This is a genomic window from Kitasatospora sp. NPDC058190, assembly GCF_042883685.1.
GTDB lineage: Bacteria > Actinomycetota > Actinomycetes > Streptomycetales > Streptomycetaceae > Kitasatospora.
In genome coordinates this window covers 1-16,525 of sequence record NZ_JBHVVI010000066.1, presented here as the reverse complement: position 1 = coordinate 16,525, position 16,525 = coordinate 1, and the positions used below count along the sequence as shown (strand labels likewise).

Annotated in this window: 21 protein-coding genes; 11 read left to right on the top strand and 10 right to left on the bottom strand. The window is 73.9% G+C overall.

Annotation, left to right across the window (positions count from 1 at the left end; genetic code table 11):
* The first annotated feature begins 71 nt into the window (after positions 1-71).
* The 4 genes from def to ACFVWU_RS27080 all read left to right on the top strand — a co-directional run bounded on the left by def (position 72) and on the right by ACFVWU_RS27080 (position 4,121).
* Complete coding sequence (def, locus tag ACFVWU_RS27095; RefSeq protein ID WP_387625719.1) at positions 72-617, top strand: peptide deformylase; 546 nt, start codon at positions 72-74, stop codon at positions 615-617.
* A 42-nt stretch (positions 618-659) separates the two neighbouring features.
* Positions 660-1,619: a methionyl-tRNA formyltransferase gene (gene fmt, locus ACFVWU_RS27090; RefSeq protein WP_387625717.1), complete on the top strand. Its 960-nt coding sequence runs from the start codon at positions 660-662 to the stop codon at positions 1,617-1,619.
* 78 nt (positions 1,620-1,697) lie between these two features.
* On the top strand, positions 1,698-3,131 hold the full coding sequence (locus tag ACFVWU_RS27085) for an RsmB/NOP family class I SAM-dependent RNA methyltransferase (RefSeq protein ID WP_387625715.1): 1,434 nt from the start codon (positions 1,698-1,700) through the stop codon (positions 3,129-3,131).
* Positions 3,132-3,179: 48 nt separating this feature from the next.
* Positions 3,180-4,121, top strand: a complete 942-nt coding sequence (locus ACFVWU_RS27080) for a MerR family transcriptional regulator (protein ID WP_387625713.1) — start codon at positions 3,180-3,182, stop codon at positions 4,119-4,121.
* Between the two features lie 13 nt (positions 4,122-4,134).
* On the opposite strand, the gene ACFVWU_RS27075 is transcribed toward ACFVWU_RS27080, so the two are convergent.
* The 6 genes from ACFVWU_RS27075 to ACFVWU_RS27050 all read right to left on the bottom strand — a co-directional run bounded on the left by ACFVWU_RS27075 (position 4,135) and on the right by ACFVWU_RS27050 (position 8,004).
* The gene (locus ACFVWU_RS27075) at positions 4,135-4,581 is read right to left on the bottom strand and encodes a hypothetical protein (RefSeq protein WP_387625711.1); all 447 of its coding nucleotides are present in this window, start codon (positions 4,579-4,581) and stop codon (positions 4,135-4,137) included.
* Between the two features lie 189 nt (positions 4,582-4,770).
* Positions 4,771-5,085 (bottom strand): sulfurtransferase TusA family protein, encoded by a 315-nt coding sequence (locus tag ACFVWU_RS27070; RefSeq protein ID WP_387625709.1) that lies wholly within the window; start codon positions 5,083-5,085, stop codon positions 4,771-4,773.
* Positions 5,082-5,768, bottom strand: coding sequence for a class I SAM-dependent methyltransferase (locus ACFVWU_RS27065; protein WP_387625707.1), 687 nt, complete (start codon positions 5,766-5,768; stop codon positions 5,082-5,084). The genes ACFVWU_RS27070 and ACFVWU_RS27065 overlap by 4 nt, the downstream gene beginning before the upstream one ends.
* Before the next feature lie 58 nt (positions 5,769-5,826).
* A complete protein-coding gene (locus tag ACFVWU_RS27060) occupies positions 5,827-6,303 on the bottom strand; it encodes a MarR family winged helix-turn-helix transcriptional regulator (protein WP_387625705.1) in 477 nt (158 codons plus the stop codon).
* Between the two features lie 76 nt (positions 6,304-6,379).
* Positions 6,380-6,736, bottom strand: coding sequence for a DUF6204 family protein (locus ACFVWU_RS27055; RefSeq protein WP_387625703.1), 357 nt, complete (start codon positions 6,734-6,736; stop codon positions 6,380-6,382).
* A gap of 89 nt (positions 6,737-6,825) precedes the next feature.
* On the bottom strand, positions 6,826-8,004 hold the full coding sequence (locus tag ACFVWU_RS27050; protein ID WP_387625701.1) for a serine hydrolase domain-containing protein: 1,179 nt from the start codon (positions 8,002-8,004) through the stop codon (positions 6,826-6,828).
* Between the two features lie 159 nt (positions 8,005-8,163).
* Between ACFVWU_RS27050 and ACFVWU_RS27045 the strand changes: the two genes are divergently transcribed.
* Both ACFVWU_RS27045 and ACFVWU_RS27040 read left to right on the top strand, forming a co-directional pair.
* Positions 8,164-8,421 (top strand): hypothetical protein, encoded by a 258-nt coding sequence (locus tag ACFVWU_RS27045; protein WP_387625699.1) that lies wholly within the window; start codon positions 8,164-8,166, stop codon positions 8,419-8,421.
* 42 nt (positions 8,422-8,463) lie between these two features.
* The gene (locus tag ACFVWU_RS27040; protein WP_387625698.1) at positions 8,464-8,829 is read left to right on the top strand and encodes a hypothetical protein; all 366 of its coding nucleotides are present in this window, start codon (positions 8,464-8,466) and stop codon (positions 8,827-8,829) included.
* A gap of 59 nt (positions 8,830-8,888) precedes the next feature.
* Here the strand turns inward: ACFVWU_RS27040 and ACFVWU_RS27035 are convergent, their stop codons facing one another.
* Both ACFVWU_RS27035 and ACFVWU_RS27030 read right to left on the bottom strand, forming a co-directional pair.
* The gene (locus ACFVWU_RS27035) at positions 8,889-9,578 is read right to left on the bottom strand and encodes an alpha/beta hydrolase (RefSeq protein ID WP_387625696.1); all 690 of its coding nucleotides are present in this window, start codon (positions 9,576-9,578) and stop codon (positions 8,889-8,891) included.
* Positions 9,579-9,646: 68 nt separating this feature from the next.
* On the bottom strand, positions 9,647-9,982 hold the full coding sequence (locus ACFVWU_RS27030) for an ArsR/SmtB family transcription factor (RefSeq protein ID WP_387625694.1): 336 nt from the start codon (positions 9,980-9,982) through the stop codon (positions 9,647-9,649).
* 127 nt (positions 9,983-10,109) lie between these two features.
* On the opposite strand from ACFVWU_RS27030, the gene ACFVWU_RS27025 reads away from it, so the two are divergent.
* Together ACFVWU_RS27025 and ACFVWU_RS27020 are read left to right on the top strand one after the other, a co-directional pair.
* Complete coding sequence (locus ACFVWU_RS27025; protein WP_387625692.1) at positions 10,110-10,481, top strand: VOC family protein; 372 nt, start codon at positions 10,110-10,112, stop codon at positions 10,479-10,481.
* Between the two features lie 268 nt (positions 10,482-10,749).
* Positions 10,750-12,249, top strand: a complete 1,500-nt coding sequence (locus ACFVWU_RS27020) for a PQQ-binding-like beta-propeller repeat protein (protein ID WP_387625690.1) — start codon at positions 10,750-10,752, stop codon at positions 12,247-12,249.
* Positions 12,250-12,497: 248 nt separating this feature from the next.
* Here ACFVWU_RS27020 and ACFVWU_RS27015 read toward each other — a convergent pair whose 3' ends face one another.
* On the bottom strand, positions 12,498-12,662 hold the full coding sequence (locus tag ACFVWU_RS27015) for a hypothetical protein (RefSeq protein ID WP_387625688.1): 165 nt from the start codon (positions 12,660-12,662) through the stop codon (positions 12,498-12,500).
* A 122-nt stretch (positions 12,663-12,784) separates the two neighbouring features.
* On the opposite strand from ACFVWU_RS27015, the gene ACFVWU_RS27010 reads away from it, so the two are divergent.
* The gene (locus tag ACFVWU_RS27010; protein ID WP_387625686.1) at positions 12,785-12,967 is read left to right on the top strand and encodes a hypothetical protein; all 183 of its coding nucleotides are present in this window, start codon (positions 12,785-12,787) and stop codon (positions 12,965-12,967) included.
* Between the two features lie 60 nt (positions 12,968-13,027).
* Entirely contained in the window at positions 13,028-13,837 is an 810-nt protein-coding gene (locus ACFVWU_RS27005; RefSeq protein WP_387625684.1) for an alpha/beta fold hydrolase, read from the top strand.
* Positions 13,838-13,897: 60 nt separating this feature from the next.
* Here ACFVWU_RS27005 and ACFVWU_RS27000 read toward each other — a convergent pair whose 3' ends face one another.
* On the bottom strand, positions 13,898-14,887 hold the full coding sequence (locus ACFVWU_RS27000) for a helix-turn-helix domain-containing protein (protein WP_387625682.1): 990 nt from the start codon (positions 14,885-14,887) through the stop codon (positions 13,898-13,900).
* 198 nt (positions 14,888-15,085) lie between these two features.
* Between ACFVWU_RS27000 and ACFVWU_RS26995 the strand changes: the two genes are divergently transcribed.
* Entirely contained in the window at positions 15,086-16,474 is a 1,389-nt protein-coding gene (locus ACFVWU_RS26995; RefSeq protein ID WP_387625680.1) for an alpha/beta fold hydrolase, read from the top strand.
* The last annotated feature ends 51 nt before the right edge of the window (positions 16,475-16,525 follow it).

Below are 16,525 nucleotides of genomic sequence, written 5' to 3'. Positions count from 1 at the left end.
GGTTGCATAGACTTGCGGTGAACCAGCCGTTGCCCGTAGCCCGTGCCCTTACGGACAGGAGCCCGCACCCCGTGGCGATCCAGCCGATCCGTCTCTTCGGAGACCCCGTCCTGCGGGCCACCGCCCAGCCGGTGACCACGTTCGACAAGGAACTGCGCAACCTGGTCCGCGATCTCACCGACACCATGCTGGAGGCCCCCGGCGCCGGCCTGGCCGCGCCCCAACTCGGGGTCTCGCTACGGGTGTTCACGTACCACGTGGACGGCGTCACCGGGCACCTGATCAACCCGGACCTGTCGCTGAGCGAGGAGGAGCAGGACGGCCCCGAGGGCTGCCTCTCGCTGCCCGGTCTGCGCTACGACACCAAGCGGGCGTACGGCGTGGTGGCCAAGGGCTTCACCATGTACGGCGACCCGGTCACGCTGGAGGGCACCCAGCTGCTCGCCCGGTGCATCCAGCACGAGACCGACCACCTGGACGGCATCATCTTCATCGACCGGCTCGACCGGGAGCAGCGCAAGGCCGCGCTGAAGGCGATCCGGGAGACGGACTGGGGCGGCGGGCCGGCGCCGGTCGTCAAGGTCTCGCCGCACAGCACCTTCGGCGCTGCCCGCTGATCTCGTTGGCTTCCTGAACCTCCTTTTACAGAAAGGCACTTGATGCGACTCGTGTTCGCCGGCACCCCCGAGGTCGCCGTCCCCGCCCTGGAGGCGCTGCTCGCCTCCGACCGGCACGAGGTCGTCGCGGTGGTCACCCGCCCCGACGCCCCGGCCGGGCGCGGCCGCAAGCTGGTCGCCAGCCCCGTCGCCCAGCGTGCCGAGGAGGCCGGGATCGAGGTCCTCAAGCCGGCGAAGCCCAGCGACCCGGAGTTCGTCGCCCGGCTCACCGAACTCGCCCCCGACTGCTGCCCGGTGGTCGCCTACGGTGCGCTGCTGCGGCCCGGCACCCTGGAGATCCCCAAGCACGGCTGGGTCAACCTGCACTTCTCGCTGCTGCCCGCCTGGCGCGGCGCGGCCCCGGTGCAGCACTCGGTGCTGGCCGGCGACGAGGTCACCGGCGCCTCCACCTTCCTGATCGAGCAGGGCCTCGACTCCGGCCCGGTCTACGGCGTGATCACCGAGGAGATCCGCCCGGGCGACACCAGCGGCGAGCTGCTCACCCGGCTGTCCGTCTCCGGCGCGCGGCTGCTCGCGGCCACCATGGACGGCATCGAGGACGGCTCGCTGCACGCCGTGCCGCAGCCAGCCGAGGGCGTCACGCTCGCGCCGAAGATCACCGTCGAGGACGCGCGGATCGACTGGAACCACCCCGCGCTGCGGATCGACCGGGTGGTGCGCGGCTGCGCGCCCGCGCCGGGGGCGTGGACGGAGTTCCGGGGCGAGCGGCTGAAGGTCACCGGGCCGGTCAAGCTGCTGCCGGAGTCGGCCGAACTGGCGCCGGGCGAGCTCGCGATGGTCGGCAAGAACAGCGTGCGGGTCGGCACCGGGAGCCACGACCTGGAGCTCGGGGAGGTGCGTCCGCAGGGGAAGAAGGAGATGCGGGCGGCCGACTGGGCGCGCGGGGCGCGGCTGGAGGCGGGGGAGCGGCTCGGCGTCCCGGCCGGCGGCTCCGAGGGCTGACCGTGGGCTGACCGTCGGGTTTGGCGTTACTGTTCGTCTGAGATCTTCTGATAACCACCGCAGCACCTTGAGGCACCTGTGACCACCCCCAGCGCCAAGCGCGCCCCCCGCCCGCACCGCCGACCGAAGAAGGACCCGGCCCGGATCGTCGCGTTCCGCGCGCTGCGCGCCGTCGACGAGCGCGACGCGTACGCCAACCTGATCCTGCCCTCCCTGCTCCGCGAGGCCGAGCAGAAGGGCATGGACCGGCGCGACGCCGCCCTCGCCACCGAGCTCGTCTACGGCACCCTGCGCCTGCAGGGCACCTACGACGCGATCATCGCGGCCTGCATCGACCGGCCGCTGAGCAAGGTCGACCCGCCGGTGCTGGACGTGCTCTCGCTCGGCGCCCACCAGCTGCTCACCACCCGCATCCCCAGCCACGCGGCCGTCTCGGCGACCGTCGAGCTGGCCCGGGTGGTGCTCGGCGACGGCAAGGCCAAGTTCGTCAACGCCGTGCTGCGCCGGATCAGCGCCCACGACCTGGACACCTGGATCGAGCAGGTCGCCCCGCCGTACGACCAGGACGCCGAGGACCACCTCGCCGTCGTGCACTCGCACCCGCGCTGGGTCGTCTCCGCGCTCTGGGACTCGCTCGGCCGCTGGCAGCCGGACGCCTCCGGGCGCGCCGCCGTGGAGGAGCTGCTGCGGGCCGACAACGAGCGGCCCGAGGTCACCCTGGTCGCCCGCCCCGGCCGGGCCACCGTCGGCGAGCTGGCCGACGCGCTGCCCGAGGCCGAGCCGGGCCGCTGGTCCCCGTTCGCGCTGCGGCTCGCCGAGGGCGGCGACCCGGGCGCGCTGACCGCCGTCCGGGAGAACCGGGCCGGCGTGCAGGACGAGGGCAGCCAGCTGGTGGCGCTGGCGCTGGCCTCGGCACCGGTGGAGGGCCCGGACCGGCTCTGGCTGGACGGCTGCGCCGGACCGGGCGGCAAGGCCGCGCTGCTCGGCGCGCTGGCAGCCGAGCGGGGCGCGGCCCTGGTCGCGAGCGAGAAGCAGCCGCACCGGGCCCGGCTGGTGGCACGGGCGCTGGAGGGCAACCCCGGCCCGTACACGGTGATCGCGGCGGACGGGACGCGCCCGGCCTGGCGCTCCGGCGGCTTCGACCGGGTGCTGGTGGACGTGCCGTGCTCCGGCCTGGGCGCGCTGCGCCGCCGTCCCGAGGCGCGCTGGCGGCGCCGGCCGGCCGACGTCGCGGCCTTTGGACCGCTGCAGCGGGACCTGCTGCGCTCCGCGATCGAGGCCACCCGGATCGGCGGGGTGGTCGGCTACGCGACCTGCTCGCCGCACCTGGCGGAGACCCGCGCGGTGGTCGACGACGTGCTGCGCGGCGAGGGCGGCCGGGTCGAGTGGATCGACGCGCGGCCGCTGCTGCCCGGCGTCCCGGCGCTCGGGGACGGGCCGGACGTCCAGCTGTGGCCGCACCTGCACGGGACGGACGCGATGTACCTGGCGCTGCTGCGGCGGACGGCCTGAGGGCGGCGGCTTGCATCTCCCCCAGGGGGAGGCGCCAGGGTGGTGGCCATGAACGGCGACGCGCTCCCCGCGCTCTTCACCATCGGTCCGCTTCTCACGATAGGCGAGTTGGCCCGGCGGACCGGGCTGACGGTGAAGACCGTCCGCTTCTACTCGGACCAGGGGATCGTGTCGCCGGCCGACCGCAACCCGGCCGGCCACCGGCGGTACGGCGCGGACGCCGTCGCCCGCCTGGAACTGGTGCGCACCCTGCGCGAGCTCGGGCTCGGGCTGCCGGTGATCCGGCGGGTGCTGGCGCGCGAGCTCGCGCTGTCCGACGTCGCGGCGGCGCACGCCGAGGCGCTGGACGTCCAGATCCGGGTGCTGCGGCTGCGGCGGGCGGTACTGGGGGCGGTGGCCGGGCACGGGTCCACCACGGAGGAGTTGACGCTCGTGCACCAGCTGGCCCGGTTGACGGGGGAGGAACGGCGGCGCCTGGTCGGGGAGTTCCTGGCCGAGGTGTTCGGCCCGGACGGTCGGTTCGCCGGGGTGGCCCGGTCGCTGACGCCGGAGTTGCCGGAGGACGCCTCGGCCGAACAGGTCGAGGCGTGGGTGGAGTTGGCGCGGCTGGCCGGGGACGCCGGGTTCCGGGAGCTGCTGCGCGGCCTGGCGGCGGACGAGGCGGCGGAGTGCGGTGCGGTCGGCCCGCCCAGGCCCGGACTGGCCGTGCTGGTGCGGGAGTCGGCCGGACGGGCGGTCGCGGCGGGGGTGGCGCCGGAGTCGGCGGAGGCGGCCGGGGTGGTCGCCGGGCTGCTGGACCGGTACGCCGGGCTGCCGGGCGTCGCCGGGGCGGACCGTCCGGCGCGCGCCCGGCTGCTGGAGCGGCTGCGGGCCATGGCGGATCCACGGCGGGAGCGCTACCTGACGCTGCTCGCGGTGGTCAACGGGTGGGCGGCGCCGGAGAGTTCGGCAGCGGCGATGGACTGGGCGGTGCGGGCCGTGCGCGCGTAGCGGGCCGGGCCCGCTACGGTTGGAGCGGGCGCGGGCGGCTGGTGAGGAAGGCGTGGGCCTGGGCGCGGAGGTGGTCGACCGGCGGATCCTCGCAGACCACCTCCAGTCCGAGTCCGGTGGCCTGGCCCCGGTGGTAGTAGGACTGGTAGGCGAGGTACGGGCGGTGGCCGTCGGTCGGGTCGAGGCCGACGGCGAAGGTCGCGAAGTGGATCCGCTCCTTGTCGGTGCGCTCGAACTCCGTTCGGGAGAGCTGCCATTCGAACTCGTAGGGTTCGGGCTCGGCGGGCAGGTCGAGGAGGGCCTGGGCGAGTCGGCGGACGTCGTCCGGATCGGCGAAGGGGAGCGACTCGGACCAGAGCGGTGCGGCGGCGTACAGCTCCCAGCTGTTGCCGTTGTGGCTGACGGTCAGTGCCCACTCGCCGTCCTGGTCGTGCCAGCGGCAGCTGAGGATCGGATCCATGGTGATCAACCTCCCTGTGGCGCACGGCCGGTGTGCCCCCGCCCTCTCATCGTGGCACATCGGGCGGGTTGTCGGACCGGGGCGTGAGCGGTCCTCGGGCGGCTCGGCGTGGGGCCGTTCGGGGCGGGGGTTGCGGGCATGGGGGCGGTGTTCACCCCGGGGCGGGGCGGGCGCGCGGGGATTTTCGGGTCAGTCCGTGGTGGGGTGCCAGGGGCGGTCGGGGCGGGTCGGGACCGGGGAGGAGGTGAGGCGCAGCGCGTACACCTCGCGGTCGTCGGCGGGGTACGGGACCGGGCCGAGGTACGCGTGGCCGGTCAGGTGGCACCAGGCGGGCAGGTCCAGCGGGGCGGCGGGGTCGGTGGTGTGGATGTGGACCACCGCGCCGGCCGGGAGGTGGGAGATCCGGGCGCGCAGCCGGAGCAGGAGCTGGACGCAGAGCAGTCCGGTGCCGTCGACGGTGAGGTCGGGGGTGGTGTCCGGGGCGGTCCGGTCGGGGGCGGTCATCGCGGGGTCTCCTGGGTGATGCGCCAGAGGCGGCGGGGCAGGTCGCCCTCCTCGAAGGGATGGACGTCGGCGAGGTGCCAGCCCTCGGCGAGCCGGTCCACCAACTCGCGGGGGAAGAAGTGGACGGCGAAGCCGCCGTGTTCCCAGATGTCGTCCCCGTGGCCGGTGCCGGCGCCGTAGTGGGCGTCGCCGGTGTGGCGGACGGTGTAGACGAAGGTGCCGCCCGGGCGCAGCACCCGGCGGACCTCCGCGACCAGCGCCGCGATCTCCTCGGTGGAGAGCGCCATGCAGAGCAGCATGTGGGCGAAGACCGTGTCGACGGAGTCGTCGGGCAGGGGCAGCGGCTCGCGGACGTCGTGGACGGCGGTGCCGACCCGGTCGGACAGGCCCTGCTCGGCGGCGGCGGCGCGCAGCTGCGCCAGGCCGGTCGGGCTGAAGTCGGTGGCCAGCACCGTGAAGCCGGCACGGGCGAAGTGCAGCGCGTCACGGCCGTGGCCGGCACCCAGTTCGAGCACCTCGCGGGCGCCGGCGTCGGCGAAGGCCTCGGCCGCGTACCGCGCGGGGGCGGAGGGCTGCTCGCCGTACATCCCGGGGTTGGCGCGGTACGTCCGCTGCCAGTGCTCGCGTTGGGTGTCGGCGAGCGTGGGCTCCCGGCGGGGCGCCGTGCCGGGGGTGTGGGTCATGGTGCTGCCTCAGCGGGGTGTGCGGTGGTGCGGGTGGTGCGTGCCGTACGGGTTCAGCTTAGGGGTGGGGCGGTGCGGCGGGGCGGGCGGTGTCGGGGGCGCTGCCGCCGAGGCGGGTGAGCAGGGCGGAGAGGAGGGTGAGGTCCTCGGCGGGCCACTGGGCGAAGGCGTCGGCGGCGACCTGGCGGGCGGTGTACAGCATCTCGGTGAGGCGTTCGCGGCCGGTTGGGGTGAGGGCGGCGTAGGCGACCCGGGCGTCGCGGGCGGCGGCCTCGCGGCTGACCAGGCCGATGCGCTCCAGCGGGGCGAGGCCGCGGGTGACGCCGGAGGCGGTGAGGCCGAGTGCCTCGGCGAGGTCGACCCGGCGCATCCGGCCGCCGGGGGCCTGGGCGAGGTGCAGCAGCACGGTGAAGTCGGACAGGCTGACGCCGTGCAGGCCGCTGAGGCTGGCGTCGAAGCGTTTGACGACGGCCGTCTGGGCGCGGACCAGGCGCAGGGCGGTTTGCAGGGGATCGGGTGTCGTGGGCTCTGTCATTGCCACCTCCTTGACTGCTCAAGTATACGCCTGTGCGGAGCCGTCAAGGAGGTGGCGGAGGGGGAGGGGGGGCGGGTCAGCCGGTGGCGTTGGCGGCGCGGCGCCGGCGCTTGCCGAGCGGCGCCTGGGAGAGGTCCTCGGCCTGGGAGCGGAGGTTCCTGAAGCCGTAGCCGCGGCCCGTCAGCCAGGACTGCGCGGCCTGCTCGGCCCGTTCGGTGGCCTCCAGGATGTCCTCCTCGGCCTCGCCCCCGTCGAGGAAGCGGAAGGTGAAGGCGGCCCGCGCGGAGAGGTCGTAGCTGAGGTGGCCCTCGCGGGTGAAGGAGGCGTGCAGCACGTCGTGCTCGGGCGCGGCGGCGAGGAGTTCGGCGCGCTGCTCGTCGGTGAGGCCGTCGAAGACGCCGCGCACCATGATGCGGAAGGTTCGGGTAGTCATGCCCCGACGATAGGCAGCAGGGGCGGTGGGCCGCCAATGCGATTTCTGCCGGGTCCCGCCGCCCGGCCCGGCGGCGGGACCCGCGGGTGCTAGCGGGCGAAGGGGCCGAAGACGGTGGAGGCGAGCCGCAGGGCCGGGGCCGGGGTGATGCCGCTGGCGCCGACGGAGTAGACCAGGCGCTTGCTCAGGTCCGGAGTGGTGAAGAAGCCGCCGGAGTAGCCGAGGTCGTGGCCGGTCTTGCCCCAGACCACCGTGCCGTCCTGCAGCGGAACGGCCATCAGCCCGGCGCTGTAGCAGGCCTTGCCCTTGTCCGGCCCGAACTGGCAGTCCCCGGCGTCGCGGTAGGGCACCGGCTGCCCGGCGGCGTCGCGCGGCAGGGCGAGCAGGTCGTGCAGCTGCTGCGGGGGCAGGAGTTCGCCGTCCAGCAGGGCGCGCAGGAAGCGGTCCAGGTCGGCGGGGGTGGAGACCATCGACTCGGGGTTGCCGCCCTGCTCGGAGACGTCGGTCGGGGTGCCGGCGTCGCTCGTGAGGTAGCCGGTCAGGTGGGGCTCGGGCATCTCGGGCCGCCCCTCGGTGACCTCGGTGTGGTGCAGGTGCAGGGGCCGGAGGATGTGGGCGGTCACCTCCTGCTTGACGGAGTGGCCGGTCACCTGCTCGATGATCCGGCCCGCCAGGCGGTAGTTGAAGTTGTTGTACTCCTGCTGGGTGCCCGGTTCGAAGACCGGGGCGGCGGGCACGCCCTTCGGGTACAGCGTGCGCTGGACGACCTCGTCGAGGGTCTCGACCTCGAAGCGCTGGGCGATCAGGCCGTCGTTGTCCTTGACGTCCGGTCCTTCGACGGCCTGCGGCAGTCCGCTGGTGTGGTCGAGGAGTTGGCGGACGGTGATCGGCTTGAAGCCCCCCGGCACGGTGTCGGGCAGGTACTGCTGGACGGTGCCGTCCAGGTCGATCCGGTGCTCGGCGGCGAGTTGCAGCAGGACGGCGGCGACGAAGGTCTTGTTGATGCTGCCGATCCGGAAGGCGGCGTTCGGCGCGACCGGCTGCCCGCTCACCGGATCCTCGGCGGTGCCGCGCCAGGCCCGTCCGTCGACCGTCACCCGCGCGACCGTGCCCGCCGTCGGATCCCCTGGTCGGGCGGCTGTCGCGGCGCTCAGCGCGGCCGGGTCCGGGCCGTCCGTCGGCGTGCGGCCCGCGGCCAGGGCGGGCGTGGGGACGGCGGCGAGGAGCAGTCCGGCGAGGGCGAGGGCGGTGCGCCTGGTGATGGCCATGGGACCTCCGTGGTCGGTGGGGCGAGGGGTGCGGAATGGTCTGTCATGGGGAACACGCGTCTGACGCGCGATCAGTTGCCCTTCTCGTGCGAGGTGTTGCTGGACGAGCCGGTCTCGCCGATGAAGCCGACCTCGCGGGTCGAGGTGCGACGGATCACCATGCCGCCCCGGTTCGCCGCCGGCCGGCACGTGCACAACGGACCGGTGGTGGGCGGCGTGGCGGCCGGTCCGGTGCACTTCCAGGTCGAGGGCGGGCCGGAGACCGTGCTGAAGGCCGGTGAGGTGTTCCACGAGCCGGTCGGGGTGCCGGTACGCTTCGACGCCGGGGCGGAGGGGGCGACCTTCCTGGCGTACTTCCTGCTGGCGGACGGCGAGCAGCCGGAGATCGCCCTGGTGGGCGGCGCCTCCGTGGAATGACGCGCGAGAGGCGACGGGCAGATGCGTGAGGGATCGGGCGCCGTGCGACGGTTTCGGACCGGTGGTCCGCTGCTGCTCGCCGGGGTGGGGTGGCTGTGCGGCGTGCCGACGTTGCTCGCGGACGGCGACGTCCGCGCGCTGGTGAGCCACTGCCGGGACAGCCCCGGCGCGCCGGGGTACGTGCTGCCGTTGGCCTGGTTGGGGCTGCTGTCGGGGATCGGCGCGGTCTGCTGGGGTGGTTGGCAGCTCGTGGCCGCCCGGCGTCGGAGCGCCGTCCGGATCGGCCTGGGGCACGTGGCGCTCTGTGTGGTGCTGCCGGTGGCGGTGCTGGCGACGCCGGTCCAGTACGCGCTGACGCGGACCGCCGCTCATGACACCGGGCAGCAGCGGAGCAGCTGCTTCGGGTAGCGGACGGGTCCTGCCGTATCCACCGATCAGGGGGTGGCCATAGGGGAGTTGACGTCTGGTCAGGCCCGGACGGGCAGCCGGGTGCAGACCGCGCCGGTCGCGAGCGCGGTGGCCTCGGCGCCGAGCGTGCTGAGGGTGAAGGCGGTGGTCAGCGCGTTGATGTCGGCGGCCTGCCGGATCAGGAAGTGGCTGCCGCCGGGCACCTCGTAGCGCGCGAGGTCCGGAACGACCTGCCGGGCGCGCAGCGCGTACTCCAGGGACTGGGCGGCGTTGGCCGCGCTGTGGTCGGCGGTGCCGTGCACGATCAGCACCCGGCGCCCGGCGAGCTGCTCGACGGCGTCGCCGCTGGGCAGCCAGGGGGCGATCCCGGCGACGCCGACGACGCTCGGGTGCCCGGCGCACCGGAAGGCGGCGCGGCCGCCGAGCGAGTTGCCGATGAGCACCACCGGTGCGCCCGGGTGGCGGCGGGCGAGTTCGTCGAGCGCCCAGTGGGTGTCGACGGCGGTGTCGGCGTCGGCACCGTTCCAGCCGCTGTAGCGGTAGCGCAGCAGGTGCACCGCGAGGCCGTGCGGGCGGCCGCGGTCGGTGAGCTCGGTGGTGAGGTCCCGCAGGCCCAGTTCGGCGACCTTCAGCGGCCCGCGCCGGCTCCGGAGGAACCCGCCGGGCAGCAGCAGGGCGACGCCGTCGGCGGGGCCCTCGCCCTCCCACGGGGTGAGCTCGGGGGTGCGGGGGCGCTGCGCTCGGAACACGCCGATCCTTCCTGGGGCTTCCATCCGGACAGGCGGATTCTACGGTTGCGGGGGTGGGTCGTGGTGCGTCAGCGGCGACCGGGAGACCCGGCCGGTGACCTGGGCGCCAGCCCGTCCAGGACGGCGCCGATCAGGTGCGGGTAGCGGGCGTCGAGTTCGTCCAGGCGGAGGGTGACCAGGCGGCTCTTGCCGCTGGTGCGGACCGAGATGACGCCGGCCTCACGGAGTATCCGCCAGTGGTTGGAGAGGGTCGAGCGCGGGACGGTGAGCCCCTCGGGGCTACAGGTGGTCTCGCCGTCCTCGGCGAGGCGCCGGACGAGTTCGAGGCGGACCGGGTCGCCGAGGGCGTGCAGGACGGCGGCGAGGTCGAAGTTCTCGGGGTGGGGCTGGGGCAGGGTCCGCATCGGGGTTCCTCGGGTGGGCTCGCGCTGGCTCTGGCGGTGGGGCGACGCGCTGTCTAGTATGACGGTTCGACAGTTCGGGAAAATCGAATTGATCGTGGGATCGAGCGGGTTCTTCGGAGGTCGGAAGATGAAGGCACTGGCGACGCTGGCCCGGGTGTACGTGGACGACCTGGATGTCGCACTCCCCACACTGCGTGAACTCACCGGCGAGCAGGAGGGGTTGCGCTTCCCGTACGCCGGGGTGGAGGTCGCGCGGATCGGCGGGCTGCTGGTCGTCGCCGGGGCGGAGGAGGCGCTGGCGCCCTTCCGCGACGTGCAGGCGACCGTGCTGGTCGATGACCTGGACGGCCTCGGGCAGCTGCTGCGGGTCCAGGGTGGGGAGCTGCTGGACGGCCCCAACGAGGTGCCGACCGGCCGCAACGCGACCGCCCGGCACCCGGGCGGGGCGGTGTTCGAGTACGTCGAGTTCGCGAAGGGTCGGGTGGTTTTTTCGGGTTGAGGCGTCGCTTCCCGCCGGCGGCCCGGGGCGACCTGGTGGTGGACGGTGCGCCGGCTCCGGAGACGCTGGCCGGGCTGGTGTGGTCGGCGGCTGCCGAGAAGGCCGGGCGCGGCCGGGATTCGTAACGATCGCGCCGGTCAGGACCTCCCATGTGCAGGGAAGGGCGGGGTTTTCCCTGCTCTTTGTTTAGGATCTTGCCCTGCTCTGCGACGATCCGATGATCGTCGCCCTATCGCGGTGGGCGGCGCGTCGCAGGGGAGAGACCGGCATGGCCGAGGGGCCCGAGGACAGCGTCGTCCGGGCGCGGGCGAGGTGGCGCGCCAGGTTCGCCATGAGCAAGGAGACCTGGATGGTGGTCTCCGGCGGGGTACTGGGCGCGATGTTCGCGAGCCTGGGCCTGGCGGTGATCTTCGCCCCCGCCAACGGGTTCGGCGGCGACAGCCTCGCGTTCATGGGCGCCGTCAGCATCCTCGGACTGATGCCCTGCGGCGCCGGCTTCGTCTGGGCGCTGATCCACCCCCGGCACGGGCTCCCGGCGGTGGTCGTCGGGACGCTGCTGGGGCTGGGGATCTTCCTCTGCTTCGCCGGGGACGGCCTCAACGACGCCTGGAAGGCCCCGCTGGACCGTCCGTCCACGGTCCGCGCGGTCGGCAGCTGGACCAGTGGGGGCCTGGTGGTGCGGGTCCGGCCCGACGAGGTGGTGGCGTACCGCAGCGGGGGCGGGTCGGTCGCGTGGCAGTGGACGCCGCCGGGCGAGGACTCGGTGTGCACGATGAGCCGGGGAATCGGACCGGGCGGCATCGGCCTGATCGGGCACTCGCCGCACGGCAAGCCGTGTGCGGCGGTGACGGCGCTGGGCCTCGCGGACGGCAAGGAGGACTGGACCGCCACGGTGGACGCACCCGCCCGGGACGGCGACTCCGCCGATTCGGACCTGGTCGCGATCGCCGGGACGCAGGCCGTGCTGCAGGGCACGGACGGCTGGCGGGCCGTGCGGCTGACGGACGGGCGGGAGCAGTGGCGCAGCGCGCCCGACCCCGGGTGCACGCCGCTGGAGGTCTCCGGCGGCGAGCAGGACGTGGTGACGGTCGCGCAGTGCGGCAACGCGGCGCCGGTCCTGCGGTCGCTGGCGTCCGGGGACGGGCGGGAGCAGTCGCGGGTCGCGCTGCCGGCGGAGGGCGGGCTGAAGAACCTCATGGTGGTGTCGGCCGAGCCGCTCACGGTGTGGGTCGACGCCCAGGCCGAGCGCGGCACCCACGCGGTGCTCAGCTACGACCGGTCCGGGAAGCAGCGCGCCTCGATACCGGTCTCGGGAGACGAGTACGACCTGGACGTGATGCTCGGCGGGGTGCACGCCTTCGACGAGTTCACCGCCCGGCCGCTGCTCGGCGGAGTGGTCGTCGGGGACCTGTTCATCGTGCCGGGCGAGAAGCCGGGCGACGTGAGCATCAGCGGCGGCAAGCACCCGAGCCGCACCGCCACCGGGCGGCTGGTCGCGTACTCGCTGGCGGACGGCGGCAAACGCTGGACGGCGGGCCTGGACGACCAGGTGACCGGCGTGCTGGTGGACGGCACCTCGGTGTGGGCGATGACCCGCGACAAGCTGACCCGGGTCGACGCGGCGACGGGCCGCCAGAGCCGGGAGCTGGACGTCAACGACACCACCTCGCTGTACCCGGTCGACCTGTCGGTGGCCGGGCGGGAGCGGTTCACGGTGGTGGCGGAGGACGGGACCCGGGACGAACCGCCGGTGCGGGGGATGAGCTGACCCAGCGAGGGTCCGGCCCTGCCCGCGAGTAGCGGGCAGGGCCGGAGAGCTGGTCAGGCGGTGAAGCAGGGGTCCTGGGCTTCGATGGCCTGGACGAAGGCGCCCACTCGGCTGTTGGTTGTCGGCGCGGTCGTGGTTGTACGGGTTGTGCATGGCTGCCCACCGATGAAGGGTGGCCTACCGAATGGTGCCCTGGCCGTCCGTCACGGGGGACGGCGGATGGCCGGGGAGGAGGGGTAGGGAGGGGCTCAGGCGACGTAGAAGTGCGCCGTGGCCTTCTGGGTCTCCACGATGGCTCTGGCGAAGTCCTCCGGCTGTCCGCCCCACGGGTCGGTGATCCCGGAGCCAAGGATGCGGACCTGCCGGTTCGGGCCAACCAACTCCTCGACCGCCCGCGCGGTCTCGCCGTCCACCGCGACCAGGTCGTCGGCCCAGTGGAGAAGGCTGTCCCCTCGCTGACACCGACATCCTGTCCATCTGCCGCTGCGTCCGGGACCGCTACGAGGACCACCGCCCCTCCACCGACGACCTGCGGATGCACCTCGCCCTCCACCGCCCGCTGCGCCTCCTCCGCCTGCGCATCGACCCCGGCGAGGGCTGGCTTGCGCCCACCTCCTTCCTCCCGTACGACGAGTCCACCGAGGGCCTGGAGCTGCCTTCCGGCACCTCCTCCTGGCTCGGCCACTGGGAGCCGTACCTCTTCGACCCGCTGATCTGACCGTTCCAATCGCCTGTGTCAGGCTGGTGGGGGAGCACCGCCGAGGCCGGGAGGCTCGTGATGGCCGAGATCAGGGTGAACGGGGTGTCGCTGCACTACGAGGCCCTTGGCCAGGGCCCGGGAGTGGTGCTGGTGCACGGGTCGTGGAGCGACGCGGACGTCTGGGCGCGGGTGGTGCCGGGCCTGGCCGAGTTCACCACCGTGGTCGCGTACGACCGCCGGGGCCACAGCCGCAGCGAGGACCTGCTCACCCAGGGCTCGGTCCACGAGGATGCCGCCGACCTGGCGGGGCTGATCCGGGCGCTCGGGCTGGCGCCCGCTTTCGTCTGTGGGGACTCCTACGGCGCGCTGGTCACGCTCCGTCTCGCCGCCGCCCAGCCAGACCTGATGCGCGGCATCGCCGTGCACGAGCCGCCGGGCAGCGGCATCCTGCTCGCGGATCCGGACCTGCGCCCGATCGGCACCGCGTTCGCCGACCGGATCGCCGCCGTCCGGGAGCTGCTGGAGCAGGCCGAATCCGCTGCGGCCGCCGAGCTGTACGTGGACAGCCTCGCCTTCGGCCCGGGCGCGTGGGAGCAACTGCCCGCGCCGATCCGGCACACGTACATCCGCAACGCGCCGACCTACCTGGACGAGCTGCGCGACCCGGACGCGCTCGACCTCGACCTCGCCGGCCTGGCCCGGTTCACCGACCCGGCGCTGCTCACGCAGAGCGACGACAGTGCACCGATGTTCGGGGAGGTGCTGGACCTGATCGACCTCACCCTGCCGAAGGCGGAACGGCACGTTTACGCGGGCGTCGGTCACGCTCCGCATCTGTCGCAGCCGGAGGAATGGGTGCGGGTGGTGCTCCCGCGCACGTTGGTGTGAGGCGTTTGGGCGCGAAAACCGGGGCACGCGCCGGTGCATGCGCCTGGCGCTGTGCCACCCCTATCGAGCCGCCACCAGCTCCTCCCCGCGCGGCGTCCGCCGGTACAGCACCTCCCGCCCGCTGCGCACCCGGCTGACCAGGCCGGAGCGGTGCAGCACGCCCAGGTGGTAGGAGACGGTGCCGGCGCTCAGGAAGTGCCGGGCGGCCAGGGCGGCGGTGGTCGCCGGATCGATCAGTGCGGCCAGCAGGTCCGCTCGGGTCGGCCCGAGCAGCTGCGCCAGCGCCGGCGTGGGGCTCTGCGGGACGGCCGGCGACTTGGCGAGCGGGTACATCAGCGTCGGCGCCCGGTTCCAGCCGTCGACCGGGTCCAGGATGACGTGGATCCTCCGGCTCACCAGCGTGGGCATCAACAGCACCATCCGGGCCGGCAGGTTCACCTCGAAGCGGCTCTCCAGCCGGATCAGCCCGTCCGACCAGGACAGCTCCGGGGAGAGCGAGTTGAACAGCGCGCCGGAACCATGTCGGGCGAGGAAACGGCCTCGGTGGTCGATCTCGGCATCCAGCACCGCCCGGGCGTCCGGCCAGTACGGGGCGAGCGCCAGCTCCCAGTACCGGCCCAGCTCGTCCGCGACCCGCTCGGCGAAGTAGCGCGGACCGCGCTGCAGGGAGCGCAGCACCGTGTCGGGGACCTGGCGGCCGATCAAGTTCGCGGCGGGAAGGCCGTTTCGGACGGTCTCCAGCTCCGCCCGGACCCGCTCGGGGTCGGTGCGGCGGACGGCCTCCAGCTGCTCCGTGACCGTCGGGTCCGGCCCGGAGGGGTGGGGGGAGAGGAAGTCCGGGATGTAGCCGCCGTCCTGCTCCAGCGCCAGCCCCGCCAGCAGCTCCAGCTTCTCCCGGCGCAGCACCCGGCGGGTGCGTCCTACCCAGGCGTACGGCCCGGTGCGGGAGTTGAGCGAGGAGGCCATCAGGGTGTTGACCGCCTCGTGCAGTGGTGAGACCACGAAGCGGGTGCGGGCGAGCCCGGTCGAGTCGATCGTGAGCCGGATCACGGCGTCCTTCCCCCTGTCGGACCTTCGTGCTGTTGGACTGTCAGGTCGTCGTACCTGACCGGGTTTATTCGGCTTTCGGCACCTGACGTTTCGACCCTGGTCGAATCCTGGCACCGATGCTCGCGTTCGAAGCCTCCCGGGCCCAAGCTGCTTCCGTGACCGCGTCAGCACGGACGCGGTGCGAGCGGAAGGACGAACATGACGAGCAAGCTCGGCCGCATCGCCGCCCTGCTGGGCGCCGTCGCGGTGGTCGCCGGCACCACCCTGGCCGGCCCCGCCGTCGCGGCGCCGACGGGGCCGGACCGGCACGGCGGCGGGATCACCGGGCAGGCACCCTGCCAGAGCGCGCCCGAATTCACCTGCGGGACCATCACCGTGCCACTCGACCACAGCGGCGCCGTCCCCGGCACCCTCCAGCTCGACGTGGCGATGACCGGCAACGCCGACGCCCCCAAGGGCGACCTGCTGTTCCTCACCGGCGGCCCCGGCCAGCCCGGCGTGCCGCTGATCCGGCGGATCGCGGGCAAGATCGCGCCCGTCCTCAAGGGCTACCGCCTGGTGATGTTCGACCAGCGCGGCACCGGCGGACGGGCGCTGCAGTGCCCCGGGCTGCAGGAGGACATGGGCTCCTCCGACCTCACCCCGCCCCGCAAGCAGTCCATCGCCGACTGCGCCGCCGCCCTCGGCCCGAACGCCCGCTTCTACAGCACCGCGGACACCGTCGGCGACATGGACCTGCTGCGCCAGGCCCTCGGCGACCACCGCCTCACCATCGACGGCGTCTCCTACGGCACCTTCGTCGCCGAACGGTACGCGCTCGCCCACCCGGCGCACGTGGCGCGGCTGGTGCTCGACTCGGTGGTCCCGCAAGGGGGCTACGACCCGCTGGACCTGGTCGCGCTGCCCGCCACCGCCCGGGTGCTGCGCGCCGCCTGCCAGGCCACCGGCTGCACCACGGACCCGGCCGCCGACCTCGCCACCACCGTGCGGAAGTACGGCAACGGGCCGCAGATCCTGGACGCGCTCACCAGCTACGAGTTCGCCGACCCCAACTACGCCGTGGTGCCGGAGCTCCTGCACGCGGCCGCCGGCGGGCAGCCGGAGAAGCTCCAGGCCTTCGTCGACGAGGTGCACAAGAACGACGCCGCACCGGCCGAGGCGCTCAGCCAGGGACTGCACGCCGCCACCCTGTGCGCCGACGGGCACTACCCGTGGGGCACGTCGGACACCCCGGTCGAGGGCCGGGCGGCCGCGCTGGAGGAGACCCGGCAGGACCTGACCGCCGAACAGACCTGGCCGTACGACGCGGCGACCGCGACCGGGCTGGGCAGCCTGCTGGTCTGCCAGGACTGGCCGCGCGAGGAGGTGCCGCCGACCCCGCCGGCACACCGCAAGCTGCCGAACGTGCCGGTGCTGCTGCTCGGCGGCGACCGTGACCTCTCCACCCCGTACGAGTGGTTGTACCAGCAGGCCGAGTCGACCCACGATCCGGAGATCGTGATCGTCCCCGGGGCCTCGCACTCGGTGCAGACCCGGGCGGCCGACCCGCTCGGGCGGCAGGCGGTCTACGACTTCCTGCTGAAGTAACCGGAAGCCGCAAGCGGCGACGGACCGTTCCGCACAGGGGTCGGAACGGTC